General features: G+C 39.3%; 16 protein-coding genes. 9 read left to right on the forward strand and 7 right to left on the reverse strand.

The features are described 5' to 3' along the window. Positions 1–65: 65 nt before the first annotated feature. Entirely contained in the window at positions 66–1,307 is a 1,242-nt protein-coding gene (locus HW120_RS01825; RefSeq protein WP_177730208.1) for an efflux RND transporter periplasmic adaptor subunit, read from the reverse strand. Positions 1,308–1,454: 147 nt separating this feature from the next. On the opposite strand from HW120_RS01825, the gene HW120_RS01830 reads away from it, so the two are divergent. Together HW120_RS01830 and HW120_RS01835 are read left to right on the forward strand one after the other, a co-directional pair. Next, on the forward strand, positions 1,455–2,807 hold the full coding sequence (locus HW120_RS01830; RefSeq protein ID WP_177730210.1) for a sigma-54-dependent transcriptional regulator: 1,353 nt from the start codon (positions 1,455–1,457) through the stop codon (positions 2,805–2,807). An 11-nt stretch (positions 2,808–2,818) separates the two neighbouring features. Next, on the forward strand, positions 2,819–4,180 hold the full coding sequence (locus HW120_RS01835; RefSeq protein WP_177730212.1) for a sensor histidine kinase: 1,362 nt from the start codon (positions 2,819–2,821) through the stop codon (positions 4,178–4,180). Here HW120_RS01835 and HW120_RS01840 read toward each other — a convergent pair. Genes HW120_RS01840 through trmB form a run of 3 tightly spaced genes read right to left on the reverse strand, consistent with a single transcriptional unit; the run spans position 4,177 to position 5,822 of the window. After that, positions 4,177–4,509 carry an MGMT family protein gene (locus HW120_RS01840; RefSeq protein WP_177730214.1) on the reverse strand — a complete coding sequence of 111 codons (333 nt, stop codon included), beginning with the start codon at positions 4,507–4,509 and terminating at the stop codon, positions 4,177–4,179. The genes HW120_RS01835 and HW120_RS01840 overlap by 4 nt on opposite strands. Next, a complete protein-coding gene (locus HW120_RS01845) occupies positions 4,509–5,147 on the reverse strand; it encodes a LysE family transporter (RefSeq protein WP_177730216.1) in 639 nt (212 codons plus the stop codon). Before HW120_RS01845 ends, HW120_RS01840 begins: the two co-directional genes overlap by 1 nt. Then, positions 5,148–5,822, reverse strand: a complete 675-nt coding sequence (gene trmB, locus HW120_RS01850) for a tRNA (guanosine(46)-N7)-methyltransferase TrmB (protein ID WP_177730218.1) — start codon at positions 5,820–5,822, stop codon at positions 5,148–5,150. Between the two features lie 255 nt (positions 5,823–6,077). Between trmB and HW120_RS01855 the strand changes: the two genes are divergently transcribed. Beyond that, entirely contained in the window at positions 6,078–7,154 is a 1,077-nt protein-coding gene (locus HW120_RS01855) for a glycosyltransferase (RefSeq protein ID WP_177730220.1), read from the forward strand. Here HW120_RS01855 and HW120_RS01860 read toward each other — a convergent pair. Together HW120_RS01860 and HW120_RS01865 are read right to left on the reverse strand one after the other, a co-directional pair. Then, a complete protein-coding gene (locus HW120_RS01860; protein WP_177730222.1) occupies positions 7,119–8,162 on the reverse strand; it encodes a sensor histidine kinase in 1,044 nt (347 codons plus the stop codon). The genes HW120_RS01855 and HW120_RS01860 overlap by 36 nt on opposite strands. Continuing rightward, on the reverse strand, positions 8,163–8,846 hold the full coding sequence (locus tag HW120_RS01865; protein ID WP_177730224.1) for a response regulator transcription factor: 684 nt from the start codon (positions 8,844–8,846) through the stop codon (positions 8,163–8,165). 183 nt (positions 8,847–9,029) lie between these two features. On the opposite strand from HW120_RS01865, the gene HW120_RS01870 reads away from it, so the two are divergent. From HW120_RS01870 to HW120_RS01895, 6 genes are all read left to right on the forward strand, one after another. Next, positions 9,030–11,780, forward strand: a complete 2,751-nt coding sequence (locus HW120_RS01870; RefSeq protein ID WP_177730227.1) for a TonB-dependent receptor — start codon at positions 9,030–9,032, stop codon at positions 11,778–11,780. 197 nt (positions 11,781–11,977) lie between these two features. Continuing rightward, entirely contained in the window at positions 11,978–13,165 is a 1,188-nt protein-coding gene (locus HW120_RS01875; protein ID WP_177730229.1) for a hypothetical protein, read from the forward strand. 111 nt (positions 13,166–13,276) lie between these two features. Continuing rightward, a complete protein-coding gene (locus tag HW120_RS01880; protein ID WP_177730231.1) occupies positions 13,277–13,603 on the forward strand; it encodes a T9SS type A sorting domain-containing protein in 327 nt (108 codons plus the stop codon). Between the two features lie 110 nt (positions 13,604–13,713). Further along, positions 13,714–14,721: a T9SS type A sorting domain-containing protein gene (locus HW120_RS01885; protein ID WP_177730233.1), complete on the forward strand. Its 1,008-nt coding sequence runs from the start codon at positions 13,714–13,716 to the stop codon at positions 14,719–14,721. 152 nt (positions 14,722–14,873) lie between these two features. Beyond that, positions 14,874–15,704, forward strand: a complete 831-nt coding sequence (locus HW120_RS01890; RefSeq protein WP_177730235.1) for a T9SS type A sorting domain-containing protein — start codon at positions 14,874–14,876, stop codon at positions 15,702–15,704. Between the two features lie 82 nt (positions 15,705–15,786). Further along, on the forward strand, positions 15,787–16,767 hold the full coding sequence (locus HW120_RS01895; RefSeq protein ID WP_177730237.1) for a LuxE/PaaK family acyltransferase: 981 nt from the start codon (positions 15,787–15,789) through the stop codon (positions 16,765–16,767). Positions 16,768–16,799: 32 nt separating this feature from the next. Here HW120_RS01895 and tyrS read toward each other — a convergent pair whose 3' ends face one another. Continuing rightward, positions 16,800–18,092, reverse strand: coding sequence for a tyrosine--tRNA ligase (gene tyrS, locus HW120_RS01900; protein ID WP_177730239.1), 1,293 nt, complete (start codon positions 18,090–18,092; stop codon positions 16,800–16,802). Between the last annotated feature and the right edge of the window lie 84 nt (positions 18,093–18,176).

Raw genomic sequence — 18,176 nt, forward strand, 5'->3', positions numbered from 1 at the left:
TGCAAAAGTTACGGCTTTATCTTTTATACAAGCTGCTTTTGCTGGCGGTTTCTCTTTTAATGATGCTATTTTTCCAGATTTAATACGGTTACCTCCTGATAATCTTTATAGGAAGAGGTAATCACTTTTTCCCCTGCTTTTAAGCCGTCCAGCACTTCAAAGTACAACGGGTTTTCCCTTCCCAGTGTTATCGATCTTCTTACGGCTTTATTTCCCTGAACCACGAAAACCCATTTCCCGGAAGTTTCCTGACTGAAATTGCCTTTGGGCAATACAATTTTCTTAGTTCTTTCGGAAAGGATCAGCTTTACGCCAAAGCTTAATCCCTGCTGTAAATCCAGATCTTTTTCACTTTCAAAGTTCATCTCAATCTGGAATTTGCCTTCTTTTACTTCCGGAATCACTTTTGAGATGATAACGTTCACCTGTTTGTCCTTATATTCTATCGTTCCTTTTTGTCCCGTAGCGACTCTTTCCAGATAAAACTCGTCTATTTTTGCCATTAGCTTGTATCCTTTCATCACGTCAATCTTACCGATACTTTCTCCTGCCTGATAGGTTTTCCCTAATATAGGTTCAAAAGAGGACAGTCTGCCGGATAAAGGGGCGGTAACCAGGAAGTTTTTCTTGTTGCTTCTTAAAATCTCGAGGCTTTTTTCCATTGTTGCAATCGACCGGTTGATCTGGCCGATCTGTACGCGGTTGGTTTGTTTTTCTTTTTGGATACTCTGCTGGATAATGTTTTTTCTTTCCTGCTGAAAACGAAAACTCTCCTTAGTGGTTTCCCAGTCGTTTTTAGCAATGATCTCTTTTCGAAACAGTCTTTCATTCAGATCATATAGTTGTTTGGCAGCATTGTAATCGTGCTCAATTGCAATAAGGTCTTTTGCCAGGTTCAGTTCCTGATTCCGGATATCCAGACGTGCCTTGTTTAAATTATTAATCTGTTCAATAATGGAAGTTTCCTGCGTCAGGTAACTGAGTTCCGTATTCGGGTTGTACAATTTTGCCAAAGCCTGTCCTTTTTCAACATTATCACCGTTTCCTACAAAGATCTCCTGAACGGAACCCCCTTCAACAACATTTATCAGCATGGAATGCAACGGCTCCACTTTTGCCTGGAAGGCGATAAAATCTTCAAAGTATTCTTTTTCTACAGTTTTTACAATGATTTCACTTTGGCTGATATTCAGACTTCTTTCATTGGTAATCATTGCATAAGCAAAATAACCCGCCGCTAAAAAGAGCAAAATAAATCCGATACGATAGCTATTTTTTCTATTTTTACGGGTAATAACGGTGTCCATTTTTATTTGTTTTTGTTGTATTATCCATAGTCAATTTTGTGCCATAGATTTATAAATCAAAAACTTGCTAAAAATCAAGCCTTTCCCAATCAATCAAAATAAAGCAGTGTTCATTATCGGACACTTTTTGTACGAAATCGAACAGCCATGAAAAAAATGCAAGCCCAAATTTTAATCATCGATGACCAGGAAGACATTCTTTTGTCGGCAAAACTGCTGTTAAAAAAACATTTTGAAACCATCCTCACGGTAAGTTCTCCTAAAAAAATTGTGCAGTTGCTTGCCGATAACCCCATTGATGTTGTTTTGCTGGACATGAATTACCGTATTGGTTTTGAAGATGGCCGAGAAGGTATTCACTGGCTGAAAGAGATCAAAACCCTTTCTCCCAATACGATCGTGATCTTAATGACGGCTTTTGGCAAGGTGGAAACGGCGGTGGAAGGCTTAAAAAGCGGTGCTTTTGACTACATCATGAAACCCTGGGACAACGAGCAGCTGATCTCGTTATTGCAAAATGCCGTTTTAAAGAGCCGGAAAGAAACTAAAAAATCGGAAGCACTCCCTAAAAACAAAGTTATTTTTACCGGTAGTTCCGCCGCTATAAAACAGGCGTATGCCATTGCCGAAAAAGTAGCCCGAACGGATGCCAACGTGCTGGTACTGGGTGAAAACGGTACCGGAAAATATGTTTTTGCCGAATATATTCATCAAAATTCCAATCGTAAAGACAAGCCTTTTATTCATGTTGATCTGGGTTCCTTAAATGAGAATATTTTTGAAAGTGAGCTTTTCGGCTATGCCAAAGGGGCTTTTACCGATGCCAAGACCGATACCCCGGGGCGCTTTGAAGCAGCTCAGAACGGCACTATTTTTTTAGACGAAATCGGAAACATTCCCCTGCACCTGCAATCCAAATTACTGCATATCATTCAGAATAAAACGGTTACCCGGCTTGGCGAAGCAAAACCAAGACCGCTGGATGTGCGTATCATTACCGCTACCAATCTGGATTTAAAACAGGAAGTTGCTTTTAAAAATTTCCGGGAAGATTTGTTTTACCGGATCAATACCATGGAAATCCTGTTACCGCCTTTGCGAAACCGGAAAGAAGATATTATTCCGATGGCTGATTTTTTACTGACGCAAATGATGGCAAAGTACAACCGCGAGTGTATTACGTTTGCTGAAAAAGCACTTCAAAACATCGAAAAACACGCCTGGAACGGTAATATCCGCGAAATGGAAAACCGGATTGAGCGCGCTGTTATTCTATGTGAAAACAGTACCATAACCACAACCGACCTGGATCTGACCGTTATTGTACCGGTGGAAACAGCTGCCGAGGAGATCCAGCTATCCGATATTGAAAAGGCTACCATAGAAAAAATACTGGCCAAACATCACAACAACATTAGCAAAACTGCGGAAGAGTTAGGGCTTTCCCGTGCGGCTTTATACCGGAGAATAGAGAAGTTTAAAATTGACGTAAAAGAATAAATCCCGTTTCGATGACCAAATCCTGGAGAGTTCATAATGCTTTGTTTTTGCGGCTGTTTGTTATTTTACTAACAACCGGGCTTGGCCTGTTTTTATTTCAGAAAGGGCTCACATACAGCCTGTTTTGCTGTATCTGCCTGCTGGTACTGCTTTTGCTCGAGCTTTACTTTTTTTTCAAGAATGTATTTTCCTTTTACGACAAAACCATTTCGGCTATTTTACAGAATGATTTTTCGTCCAGTTATTCGAAAGAATACCAGTTCGGGAATTATAAAAAGCTATACGAACTGTATGACGTTTTAAAAACAAGAGCACAGGAACAGACTTCCAGAGAGATCATTTACCAGTCCATCCTGAACAATATTGACAGCGGCGTTCTTATTCTTGAAAAAGAAAGCGACGAATGGAATATCTTTTTAATGAATGACTATTTTTCCGATTATTTTACGGTGCCCAAGGTGTCCAAATGGTTGTATTTAAAAAACCAGCTGCCAGCTTTTTGCAAGGTCATTGAAGACAATAATTTTGAGGAACTTAAAGCTCCTGTACAAATACGGGTTAACGAAAACAGCGACCCGCAAACGTTTATACTTCAGTCTTCGTTGAGTAAAGCAAACAATAAAGAATACTATATCATACTGCTGGATTCCATTCAGCGGGTTATTGAGAAAAAAGAAAAAGAAGCCTGGATCAACCTGATGAAGGTTATCTCGCATGAGCTGATGAATTCCCTGACGCCCATCCGTTCCTTATCGCAAAACCTCCAGGACATTGTTAACCAGGACACACTTTCCAATGAAGATTTCGAGGACATCCGCCTGAGTCTTTCAACCATTGTGAACAGAAGTGACCAGTTACAGTTTTTTGTTGACAATTACCGGAAACTGGCAATGCTTCCTTCCCCTCAAAAAACAAAAACGGAACTTAAAATACTGCTTGACGAATGCATTGCCGTCATGGCCCCGCTTTTTAAGAAAAACGGCATTACCCTTCACAATACGGTTGATTTTAACCGACAGCTGCACCTTGACAAACAGCAAATGGAACAGGTTATTATCAATTTGTTTACGAATAGTATTTTTTCGCTGGAAAACAGCGATGCTGAAGATCGATTTATTGAAGTGGCGGCATCGTTTAGCAACAATCGTTTTTATCTGACTATTTCCGATAACGGTTTTGGGATTGATGCGGCTATTAAGGATAAAATTTTCCTGCCGTTTTTTACCACCCGTAAAGACGGTGCCGGTATTGGCTTAACGCTTTCCAAAAATATTATTGAAGCACACGGAGGCTATCTGAGTTACCAGAGTGACGAGCAGAAAACAACTTTTATAATCTGCCTGATTGAGAACAGTCCGAAAGAGCCGTCCTAAAACGTAACCTCCGGTTCCCAGAGTACTTTTTTAAAATCAACTACCTGATTGTTTTTCACTTTTATGCCTTCGCTTTCCAGCAATTGCTGCATCAGGTTGGTACCTTCAAAGTGGTGTTTCCCGGAAAGCAGTCCGTTTCTGTTGACCACACGATGTGCCGGTACATCATCTTTTCCGTGCGCGGCATTCATTGCCCAGCCTACCATTCTGGCAGAACGTGCCGCACCCAATGCTTTTGCAATAGCACCGTAGGAGGTTACTCTTCCATAGGGAATCTGCCGGACAACGGCATAGACTTTTTCAAAAAAATTGTCGTTAACGGCTATCATTAGCCCAGGTAATTGTTGATTAATTTAACCAGAGTGATAACGGATACCAGCCCGGTGATGGACCCGATAATGTAGTTGATATTGTTCATCAGGAAAGACGGTTTTTTTTCCTCTTTCTTTTTAAAGAACAGTATGTACATATAGAATACCAGGAAAGAACCTAAAACCGCTCCAAATACAAATAATGAAATATAGGACTGGTTAAAAAAGAAGTACCCGTTTCGGGAAAGCCATACACTCACGAATACATAATACGGAATCGGGAATAAATTCAGGGCAGACAGCAGCATTCCTAAAAAGAACCGGCTGGTCTTGCTCCTCATTTTTAATTCTTCCTTTTGTTTTTTCGGTTTGTTGGCTGCTGTAAAAAAGTAAATCGTCAGCAAAACAAAAATCCCAAGTCCGATTTCCTGTAAAAGGTTAATGACATCGGGATTTCTGTCTATAAATTTTGCAAACAGAACCGCCATATAGGTTTGAAAAAGGACAGTGAGTGTCGCCCCTAAAGCAAACATAACGGCTTTATTTCTGCCATCTCTTACGCTAACTTTTGCAGCAGTCATGTTGAGCAATCCAGGCGGAGTGATTCCGATGGATGCTGCTGTAAAACCCAGAATAAGCGGCATAAAATAGTTCATCTACTTAATTTTAAATTGTATGTAGGTAATGGCTTTATTTTGTTCTAAATACTGTTTTTCATAAAAGGTCTGGATCGCTGTTACCACTTCCGGAGCGCCTTCATTTTTGTATACATTGTGGTTCGCATAAATAACCTCATGTCCTTCTCCGTGAAGCAATCCTAACGTATAGCCGTGCATAAATTCGCTATCCGTTTTCAGGTTCATCAATCCGTCTTTTTTCAGTATTTTTTTATAACGCTGTAAAAACTCCGTATTGGTCATGCGGTGCTTGGTACGTTTGTATTTGATCTGCGGATCCGGAAACGTGATCCAGATCTCATCTACTTCATTTTTATCAAAAACATGTTCGATTAGCTCAATCTGCGTACGCAAAAAGGCCACATTGTGCAATTCGTTTGCTACAGCTGTTTTAGCTCCTCTCCAAAATCGTGCCCCTTTGATATCGATACCGATAAAATTTTTATCCGGGTAACGTTCTGCCAAACCTACAGAATATTCTCCTTTTCCGCAACCCAGTTCTAAAACCAGCGGGTTGTCGTTTTTGAAAAATTCTTTATTCCACTTTCCTTTTAACGGAAAAGAATCCGTTACTACCTCTTCTCTTGTTGGCTGAAAAACATTACCGAAAGTCTCGTTTTCCTTAAATCTTTTTAATTTATTTTTACTTCCCACGACTAAACTTAAAATTTTGGTAAAATTACGGAAATATCCAAGAACAAAAATAGTTTTACTTTGCACTTATCAAACAAGTTATTAAAGATACTTATTTTGAACGAAACTTCAGACAATTTTAATCGTTAAGTTTCCGTTATGCATGCTAATCTTTGGAAAAAACTTGTTCTTTCAGCGTTTGATTTGGGTTGTTTTTTCAAAAAGGGTTTCCAATGCTATCGGGATTAAGAGAAAAACTTTTGGAAAATTTGTAAAATGCATAAAGTACATAAAAAAAGAATTTTAGTTGCCCCGTTAAACTGGGGATTAGGCCATGCCACACGATGCATTCCTATTATCGAGGCTTTGGAAAATAACGGTTATCAGCCGGTAGTCGCTTCCGATGGTGTTGCTTTATCACTATTGGAAAAAGAGTTTCCGCATTTGCAGACACTGGAATTGCCTTCCTATAAAATCCAGTATGCCCAAAACGGCGCCAATTTTAAATGGAAGCTTATTTCGCAGATCCCGAATATGGTTAAAGCCATGCGCACGGAGCACAGCACTATAGAACGCTGGATCGATGAGCATGAGATTGACGGTATTATATCGGACAATCGCCTGGGATTGTATTCCAATAAGGTCCCAACGGTGTTTATAACGCATCAGCTGAATGTACTGACCGGAAATACTTCCTGGATAACAACCAAAATACACCATCAGTTTATTAAAAAGTTTAATGAATGCTGGGTTCCCGATATTGCCGGAACACCTAATCTTTCCGGTAAATTAGGACATCTGGACAGCTCTTCACTAAACGTGAAATACATTGGCCCGTTGAGCCGTCTGCACAAAAAAGCAGTCGAGCCGATATATGACCTTATGGTTATCCTTTCCGGACCGGAGCCGCAACGCACCCTGCTGGAAGAGAAGCTGAAACTGGAGCTGAAATATTTTGAAGGCAAGATCATTTTTATCAGAGGCGTGATCGAAGAAGAGCAGACCATTACCCGCCGACTGAATTTCACCTGTTATAATTTTATGAATACGGAAGAGCTTGAAATGGCTTTTAACCAAAGTAAAATCGTATTGAGCCGCTCCGGCTATACGACTATCATGGATTTGGCACAATTGGGCAAAAAAGCTTTTTTTATTCCCACACCCGGACAATATGAACAGGAGTATCTGGCTAAGAAATTAAAGAAAAAAGGACTGATCCCGTATTCCAGACAGGAGGATTTTAAAGCAGACGACCTGCTTCAGGTGGCCCTGTATAAAGGGTTAAAGAATGTTACCCAGGAAATAACCTGGAGGCAATTATTTAGTCTTTTCGAGCGTAAAGGAAAACTCTGAGCCAACGCCGAGTTTGCTTTCCACATAAATGCGCTCGTCATGGGCTTCAATTAAATGCTTCACGATAGCCAGACCCAGACCGGAACCGCCTTCCGAACGGGCTCCGCTTTTATCGACACGGAAGAATCGTTCGAACAAACGCGAAATATATTGTTTCTGAATTCCTTCACCGTTATCGGTAACACGGATGATCACTTTATTGTTTACCAGGTCTTCAATGCTAACCTCTGTTGTTCCGTTTTCTTTTCCGTACTTAATGGAGTTTTCAACCAGGTTGGTCACTACCTGCTGAATTCTTTCCTTGTCGGCAAAAACCTTAATCGCTTTCGGGTATTTGCGGTCAAACATCAGCATGATGTTTTTCTGGTCGGCACGCATTTCAAGCAGGTCAAAAACATTCTGAACAACATCTACAATATTGAATTCGGTAAATTCAAGGTTCAGATCCCCGGCTTCCAGTTTGGTAATCATATCCAGATCTTTTACGATATAGATAAGGCGTTCCACTCCTTTTTCGGCACGCTGCAGGTATTTTTTACGAATGGTTTTATCGTTCATCGCGCCATCCAGCAACGTGAGCAGGTAGCCCTGAACCGTAAACAGCGGTGTTTTTAATTCGTGAGAAACATTGCCCAGAAATTCTCTTCTGTATTCCTCACGAATTTTTAAGGTTTCTATTTCAATTTTTTTGTCTTTGGCAAATTTTTGCACTTCGTTCATTAATGTCGCCATATCTGTAGTAACCGGCTGACTTCTGAGTGTGGAAGAATCCAGAAGCGAAACATCGTCATAGATTTTTTTCACTCTTCTGTAAATAAAGCGTTCCACACGGTATTGCAGAACGAAAAAGGAAAAGAAGTATACGCCTAAAGCAAAAACAATACAGAATTTGTAATTCAGTTCAAAAAACCAATAGGTCAATCCTGCAATTAATAAAGTTGAAAAAATGGTAATATAAAGTGCAGATTTGACCGCAAATCTGTATGATTTTTTAAAGCTTATGGACATTTATATTTCTAATTTGTAACCTACTCCTTTGATGGTTTTAAACAATTCGTCGCCGATTTTTTCTCTTAGTTTTCGAATGTGAACATCAATAGTTCTTCCACCTACAACTACTTCATTACCCCAGACTTTATCCAGTATTTCTTCACGTTTGAATACTTTTCCGGGTTTTGAAGCCAACAGGTAAAACAGTTCGAATTCTTTACGGGGAAGGATAATCTCTTCACCTTCTTTTACGATTTTGTACTCTTCGCGGTTGATTTCTATTTCACCTACTCTAAGCACATCACCCTGCTGCTCTTCTTCTTTTAAGCGGCGCAATAAGGCTTTTACCTTGCTCACAAGCACTTTTGGTTTGATTGGCTTGGCGATATAATCATCTGCTCCGGCATCAAAACCTGCAACCTGCGAATAGTCTTCACTTCTTGCCGTTAAGAACGTAATAATAACATTGGCTAATTCGGGAATTTTACGAATGTTCTCACACGCTTCCATTCCATCCATTTCCGGCATCATTACATCCATAATGATTAGTTGCGGCATTTCTTTTTTTGCCTTTGCAATCGCTTCTCTTCCATTGCTGGCTGTCACGATTTGATAACCTTCCTGTGATAGATTATACCCTACAATTTCGAGGATATCTTGCTCATCATCAACCAATAAAATCTTAATGTCTTTTTTCTTCATAATGGACACTGTATGTGTGTTTTCGGGTTGTAAAGGTAAAGATAATACAAAACGATTACATGTGTTAACGATTATTTAATCTGTTAACGTTTTAGTAATAAATACCCAACAAAAGCATAACAAGTCACTAACCTCAAGTTAACGCTCACCAAGTTCCTTTGCACAAAATTTAATAAACACACAATGAAATTTAAATTATTATTAACAACATTATTGTTCACGGTCTTTGCCTTCGCACAAAAGGGAACTGTCAAGGGTACCATTACAGACAAAGAAATGAACAATGAACCGTTACCTTTTGCCAGTATAACAATTAAAGGTACAACAATTGGAGCAAGTACAGACGAAAAAGGTAATTTTAGTCTGAGTGTTCCGGAAGGAAATCACATTTTGATGATTGCCTTCTTAGGCTACGAAACTACTGAAGTGCCTTTTAAAATAGCTTCAGGAGAAACAAAAACAATTGACAAAGCAATTGGTGCAAACGGAGTACAACTGGAAGATGTTGTTCTTAAAATAGAAACCAGCCGTCAAAAAGAAAGTGCTTTATTAGTAGAACAGAAAAAAGCAATTGAGATAAAACAGAGTATCGGAGCGCAGGAATTATCCCGAAAAGGGGTTAGCGATGTGGCAACAGCCGTAACCAAAACCACAGGGATCACCAAACAGGAAGGTTCCGGGAATATTTATGTGAGAGGTTTGGGCGACCGTTACAACTCCACCACCATGAACGGCCTGCCGATTCCTTCAAACGATCCGGAAAAAAAGAATATCAAACTGGACATTTTCCCTACAGACATTGTAGAATATGTATCTATTGACAAAGTATACAACGGAAAAGTTTCCGGAGATTTTGCCGGAGGTAACGTAGATATCGTATCGAAAGACTATAAAGGAAAAGGGTTTTTAAAATTGGACATCGGTTCTAATGTGAACACGAACGCATTGGCAGAGGACAATTTCAGCCTGCAGAAAGGACCAAACAGCTTTGGCTTCAGCAACCAGGCGAATCCGAAAACAATTGCTGCCTACGATTTTCAGTCATGGCAGCTGGAAGGTAAAACTCCGGTAGCCGGATCATTCGGAATTTCCGGAGGTAAATCATTCGACATCGGAGCAGAAGGAAAATTAAGCGTTTTCGCAACCGGATCTTTCAGCAATGAATATACCTCCAAAAGAAACGGTAGCGCAAAAGGAAGCGTTAGCGGTGACGGAAGTTTGATCAACAAAAATTTCAAAACCTATACTTCAATGGGTTACAACACCAACACCACCGGATTGGTAAATGTTGGCTACAAAATAAACAACAACCACAAAATCAGTTTCAACTCCCTGTTCATCAACTCTTCCAGCCAGGTTAAAGATGAGTATTTCGGATATGTTGCCGATTTGGAAGATACCGGAAATGGTTTGATCCGTCGTTCCCAATATGTTAAAAACACCCTTTTTGTAAATCAGTTATTGGGAGAGCACACGATCAGCAGCCGTTCAAAATTCAACTGGGGTGTAGCCCAAAACAACATCACAGGCGATACACCGGACAGAATGTACAATTCTTTTAAAAAGACTGACGAAGGTTATGTACTGATCAGTAAATCAAAACCGGACAACCACCGTTATTTCCAAAGATTGAAAGAGTATGAAACCGTTGCCAATGCCGCTGTTGACTATAAATTCAAAAAAGACGGAGAAGGTGATTTTAAAGGAAAATTCACATTAGGGTATAACGGTCGTTTTAAAAACAGAGATTTTAAAGCTACACAGTTCAACTTCAAAACGGAAGGTCCTTATCTGGGTACTCTTGTTGATCCTGACAACCTGGATTTGTTTTACAACCAGCAAAATCTGAACAATGGTTACTTTAACGTGAGTACCTTCATTGGAAACTCAGAAATCAGCAATGCCCTGGATCCTCAAAAATATTCCGGAGAGCAGATTATTCACGGAGGATTCTTAAATACCGAGTACAAATTCAGCAACAAGCTTACAGCAGTTTTAGGTTTACGTGCCGAGTATATTTTCCAAAAAGTAAACTGGAAAACACAGCTTGACCCGACCGGTGACAAAGATGAATTCGACAAAGTGACTTTCTTACCGAATTTAATCATGAAATACGAATTGAACGAAAAGCAGAATCTTCGTTTGGGATTAAGCAAAACCTACACACTTCCTCAATTTAAAGAAAGAGCTTTATTTATCTATGAAGATGTTACAGAGGTAAAAATCGGTAACCCGGATTTATATCCTTCAGATAACTATAACTTAGACTTAAAATGGGAAATGTTCCCTAAAAATGACGAGTTACTATCTTTCACTGCTTTTGGTAAATATATTGTTAATCCTATCAACGAAGTTACGATCGCTTCTTCTACTAACGATATTTCTTTTATCAATACAGGAGACAGAGGTTATGTAGCCGGTGCCGAAGCAGAATTCAGAAAGTTAATTTTTGAATCCGGTGAGAACAACACTAAAAAGCTGACAGCAGGCGTAAACGCTTCTTATATGTATACAACCCAGGACCTGAATACATCAAAGGTTGAGAACGAAACAAGATACCAGGTACAGTTCACAAACGCTAAAAGCGCTTTTACAGGAGCTTCTCCATTGTTGTTAAATGCTGATATTTCATTCTTAAAAGAATGGGATAATAAAAATGCGAATGTTTCCACAACTCTGGCTTATTCGTATTTCTCAGACAGGATTTATGCTATCGGAACAAACTACAGAGGCGACCAGGTTGACAAAGCCGTAGGCACACTGGACTTTATCCTGAAATCCAAAATCAACAAAAACTTAGGTTTTGGTTTCACTGCAAAAAACCTGTTGAATCCAAAAATCGAACGTGTTCAGGAAAACGATAACGGCGACATCACGTTATTAACCTATACTAAAGGTTTGAACCTGAGTTTTAACGTTAGTTACCAGTTTTAAGAAAACAATACAGAAACACAAAGGAGCACGATCGTGCTCCTTTTTTATTTGCAGTAAGATTACTTAACACAAGAAACATTCTCTTAATAATTAGGACAAAATAAGTTAATCTAACATTGATAATCGCTTAACCTGTTTCCAGAAAAATCAGAGCACTTTTGCATCAAGACATAACTAAAAAATTATTTAGAAAAAAAATGAAAAAATCGATTGTAAAATTATTTGGAATTTTCGCAGTAACTGCAGGGATCTTAACAGGTTGTTCTTCTTCTGATGACGATAACAACAATAACTCCCAGCCATCTTCTTCTTTCGTTGCTAATGCAAACGATTTCAAAGGAGTAATCAATGATGGTACGGTAACTTTAGTTGCTGGTGTAACTTATAAGCTTACAGGTAAAATTCAAGTAAATAACGGTGCTACATTAACAATTCCTGCTGGAACAAGAATTGAAGGTACTGGAGGAACATCTGCTTATATCGCAGTTGCTCAAGGTGGTAAAATCAACGTTTTAGGTACAGCAAGCAGCCCGGTTATCATGACCAGCGGTTTAGCTACTAAAAATGCAGGTGACTGGGGAGGTTTAGTAATTTGTGGTAAAGCTCCGATTAACAGAGGTACTGTTACTGCACAATCAGAAGTTGCTGATTTAACTTATGGTGGTACAGTTGCTACTGATAATTCAGGTGTAATTAAATATTTAAGAGTAGAATATTCTGGAGCTGCTTTTAACACAGAAAAAGAATTCAACGGAATTTCTTTCTTCGGTGTAGGTTCCGGAACTGTAGTTGAAAATGTAGAGGTTTACCACGGTGCTGATGACGGATTCGAATTCTTCGGAGGAACTGTTAACACTTCAAACTTAGTATCTATCGGAAACGAAGACGATCAGTTTGACTGGACAGAAGGATGGAACGGAACAAACACAAACTGGTATGGTAAAATTGATTTCGGAAAAGGAAACAGAGGTATCGAAGCAGACAACTATGAGTTCAACTTTGATGCAAATCCAAACTCTAACCCTACAATCGCTAACCTTACTTTAATCGGACCTGGAAGCACTGCAGATGCTAACATCTATACCGAAAACCAGGCCTTAAAATTAAGAAGAGGAACTAAAGGAATGTTCAGCAACCTGGTTATAAAAGATTTCAAAGTTGGTTTCGATGTAGAGCACGATCAAACTATCGCTTACGTTGCTAACGGTACTTTAAAAGCTACTAACGTTAAATTCGACGGAATCGGAACAAACTCAAAAGGTAAGAAAACGGATGCTTCAAGTGCAGATGTAAGTGCTGTATTTACAACTTCAACTACTGCAACAGGAGCTGGAAACGGAACAGCAGCACCAAGCTGGGCAACAGGATGGGCTATCGGTTTCTAATCCACATAAAAAATAATCTTTTTCAGAAAAATATCTCTCTTTTTTAAGAGGGATATTTTTTTTGGCATAAATTTTGAACTTTTTTTGTATCTTTATACAATATTTGTACACATGAAGAAAAATTACTTTTATATTATCCTATTCTCCCTCTTTTTGTTTTCTGTAACCGCGATGGCACAGGAATCAAAAGGTTCTTCTGGTACTACAATTGAAGGGTTAAACATTTATCCCAATCCAACAAACGGAGACAAGATTTACATCACTTCCCGGTCTTCACAGGACAAAGAAGTTGAAATTTTTGATGTATTGGGAAAACGTATTTTGCAGGCCACTCTTAATTCCAAAGAGTTAAACATTGCCAATTTAAATGCCGGCGTTTATATCATAAAAATCAAAGAAGGTGAAGCTTCCGCAACAAGAAAGCTTATTATCAGATAATTAACACAACAAAATTTACAATAATTAACCATAATTTTACATTAAAAGTTTTCATAACTAATGAATACTTATTAACTTTGTTGTCCACTTTTTAAAAAACAATTCAAAACATGAAAAAACTTTACATTTTATCTTTAGCGCTTTTTACATCGGCAGCTTCATTTGCACAGTTTGTATATGAGCCATTCAATTTCACAGGAGTAGCTGCTACTGCTACTAACGGATGGACTACTCATGGTGGTACTACTGGACAAATCACTACAACTTCCGGAAGTTTATCTTACACAGGATTATTAGCTTCAACAGGAAACCGTGTTTCCATCGTTGCAGGAAATAATGAAGATATCAACAAAGCTACAACCTCTGCTATTACTGGTGCTGCTTATTACTCAACAATCATCAGAGTACAAAACACAACATCATTACACCTTAACAGTGCAGCAGGAGATTATTTCTTTTCAGCTACTTCAGTAGCTTCTGCTACAACAACAGCTTTCCAAGGAAGATTATACATCCGTCAGGGTTCAGCTGCTAACACTGTAAATCTTGGTGTATTAAACAATAGTGGTGGTACTGCTGCCCCTACATTTGCCGCAACAGATTACCCTGTTAACACATCATTATTCATCGTTATTAAATATGACATCGCATCTAACACTGCAAGTCTATGGGTAAACCCGGTTCCAGGAGCTGCTGAGCCTGCTGCTACAGTAACTAATGCTACAGGAACTACAGCTGCACCAACAAACATCAATGGTTTAGTTATCAGACAAGGTGGAAACGCTACTAACGGTACTGGAAATGTTGAATTAGACGAAATGAGAATCGGTACTACCTGGGCTCAAGTTACTCCTCAAGCTACTGCCAGCTTAACTGACAACGCTATCGCTGGATTAAAAGTATACCCTAACCCGGTTTCCGGAAATAACTTCTATATCTCTTCTGACGCTACTGCTGTAAAATCAGTTGCAGTTTATGATGTATTAGGAAAACAAGTAATCAACACTAAAGTTGAGAACGAAGCAGCAATCAACGTTTCTAACTTAAACGCTGGTGTTTATATCGTTAAAATCACTGAAGAAGGAAAAACGGCAACTAGAAAATTAGTTATCAAATAATTTCTTCAAACAAGATATTCTTAAAGCGCTGACAATGTCAGCGCTTTTTTTATTTCTGTACAATCTTCAAAAAACCGCTAAAATTTAAACATAGCTTTACATTATCGTCATTAAAAACAAATTTTCATACGGTATCTTTCCATAAAAATACCATGAAGAAAATCTACTTCGCTTTATTCAGCATCGCAACAGCACTAACGGGCAGTGCTCAGACGAATTTAATTCCAAATGGGGATTTTGAAAATTGGACAAACAACACGACTCCAACGAATTTTACACCGGTAAATACCGAAACGTTTTCTGCAAACAATTTTATAGCAAAAGAAACCGGCATTAAAAAAAATGGCCTGTCTGCCGTAAAACATCAATCGCAGGACGATACCCAAACCGTAAGCCCTAACAATCTGATCCCGGTTATTGCCGGAAACAACTATACCATCTCCTATTGGCTTCTTGATAACGATACCAAAGCACGTTCCCGTGCCTGGCATTCCTGGGTGAGCATCTCCAATGGTGTAGAAATGGAACTTACAGACAACAGAGACGTTTTGCATCCTACCTCCTATTCCAGCAACAACGCACAATGGGTACAGATCAGTTTTACCCTGACCGCACCGGCTAACGCCACACATTTCAGATTTCAGGCAAGAACCTACAGACAGTCGGCAACAAATGTTGGCGGATATATTTATTATGACGATTTCTCCATCGTAAACAACACTCCAATGGGAACAGCCGATCACACTATTGAAGGACTGAAAATATATCCCAATCCGGCTTCAGCCAATGACAACCTGTTTATCACTTCCGATTCCGGCGCTGCAAAATCCATTCTTATGTATGACATCCTGGGCAAAGAAGTTAAAAACACCACTACCGACAACAACAGCCCGGTTAACCTTTCCCAATTAAACAGCGGCGTTTATTTGCTTAAAGTCACTGAAGAAGGAAAAACGGCGACCAAAAAATTAATCATCAAATAGCCTTCCATAATCCTTAACCTTGCAAAGCATCAATTTCTATTGGTGCTTTTTTATTTTGTATTTTTGCCAAAAAGAATTTCCCTTGATCTCAACATCCGATATATTTCAAATTGCATCCAAAAAAGAATTTGAGAAAACAACGCTCAAAGTTTTTCGCCATCAATATGATAACAATAGTGTTTATCAGGATTTTTGTAATCTTTTAAAAAAGGACAAAACCAACGTCAAAAGCATTCAAGACATTCCGTTTTTACCCATACAGTTTTTTAAAAGTCATGATGTATTAAGTTCAACCGAACCCATACAGACCACGTTTACCAGCAGCGGAACAACCGGCATGAGTACCAGCCGCCACCTGATAACCGACTTACAGTACTATGAAGAAAGTTTCCGGCTGGGATTTTCCCAATTTTACGGCAACATTGAAGATTATGTTGTTTTAGCCCTGTTACCATCCTATCTGGAACGGGAAGGCTCTTCATTAATCTATATGGTAGAAGATTTAATACAGGCCTCCAATCAACCTGACAGCGGCTTCTATTTAAACAATTACAACGAGCTGATTGAAAAACTGGTTACTCTGGACAGGCAGGGACAGAATGTCATCCTGATAGGGGTTACCTATGCTTTACTGGATTTAATTGAAATGCAGGATTTCAGCCTGAAAAACACCATTATCATGGAAACCGGAGGCATGAAAGGGCGCCGTAAAGAAATCATCCGGGAAGAGCTGCACGATATCCTATGCAAAGGATTCGGCGTGTCAAAGATCCATTCCGAATATGGTATGACCGAATTATTATCGCAGGCATATTCTTTAGGCGATGGTGTTTTTGAATGCCCGCCGTGGATGGATATCCTGATCCGCGATACCGAAGACGCCTTATCGTATATTACCTACGGAAAAACCGGCGGCATTAACGTCATTGACCTCGCAAACATCAATTCCTGCTCCTTTATCGCCACCCAGGATTTAGGAAAAAAATACACCAACCAGTCCTTCGAAGTATTGGGCCGTTTTGACAATTCCGATATCCGCGGATGCAATCTGATGGTTTTATAAAATAAAAAAGGGAGCTTAAAGCTCCCTTTTCATTATATTGCTCTGATAACAAAATAATTCTTTTTACCTCTTTGCAGCAAAACGAATTGCCCGTTAATCAGATCCGTATCGGATATGGAATAATCCTCTCCTACTTTTTCCTTATTAACCGCGATCGAGTTCTCTTTCAAAGCTCTCCTTGCTTCTCCGTTAGAAGACAGGAATCCCGATTTACCGGCTAAAGCATCAACAATCCCTAAACCGGATGCAATCTCCGCTTTAGCAATCTCCGCTTGCGGCACACCATCAAAAACATCTAAAAATGTTTTCTCATCCAATTGTCTTAAATCCTCTGAAGTTGAATTTCCAAACAAAATATTCGACGCTTTAATCGCATTATCCAGATCTTCTTTTGAATGCACCATAATTGTGATCTCTTCCGCCAAACGCTTCTGTAAGATTCTTAAATGCGGCTCTTTTCGGTGTTCTTCCGTTAAGGTTTCAATTTCTTCTTTCGATAAAAACGTAAAGATCTTGATATATTTTTCAGCATCTAAATCGGATGTATTCAACCAGTACTGGTAGAATTTGTATGGCGATGTTCTGGCAGCATCAAGCCAGATGTTACCACCTTCTGATTTTCCGAATTTAGTACCGTCTGCTTTTGTAATCAACGGACAGGTTAACGCATAGGCTTTTCCGCTTTCTTTTCTGCGAACCAGTTCCGTTCCGGTAGTAATATTACCCCATTGGTCACTACCTCCCATTTGTAAGGTGCAGTTTTTCGCTTTGAATAAATGTAAGAAATCATACCCCTGAACCAATTGGTAAGTAAACTCGGTAAAAGACATTCCTTCTGCCGATTCTGACGAAAGACGTTTTTTAACGGAATCTTTAGCCATCATATAGTTCACCGTAATATGCTTCCCTACATCACGAATAAAGTCCAAAAACGTGAACTCCTTCATCCAGTCATAGTTATTTACCAGTTCCGCAGCATTGGGAGCATCGGAAGTAAAATCAAGAAAACGGGACAGCTGTCCTTTTATCGCATACTGATTGTGACGCAGCGTTGCTTCGTCCAGTAAATTTCTTTCGTTTGATTTTCCGGACGGATCGCCAATCATTCCGGTTGCACCGCCCACTAAAGCCAAAGGCTTGTGACCGCTCAACTGGAAATGCTTCAGCATCATTACGCCTACCAAATGTCCTATATGCAATGAATCCGCTGTTGGGTCAATACCCACATACGCCACACGCATCTGCTCCAACAAATGTTCTTCCGTGCCTGGCATAACGTCGTGGAGCATTCCTCTCCAAGTCACTTCTTCAATAAAATTCTTCATTTTTAATCAATTTGCACAAAGATAATCGAATTAAACTATTTGATGAAGTATCCTTTTTGACAATTTTGTATTTTTTAATATAAT

Origin of the sequence: Flavobacterium inviolabile (genome assembly GCF_013389455.1) — a bacterium.
Classification (GTDB): Bacteria; Bacteroidota; Bacteroidia; order Flavobacteriales; family Flavobacteriaceae; genus Flavobacterium; species Flavobacterium inviolabile.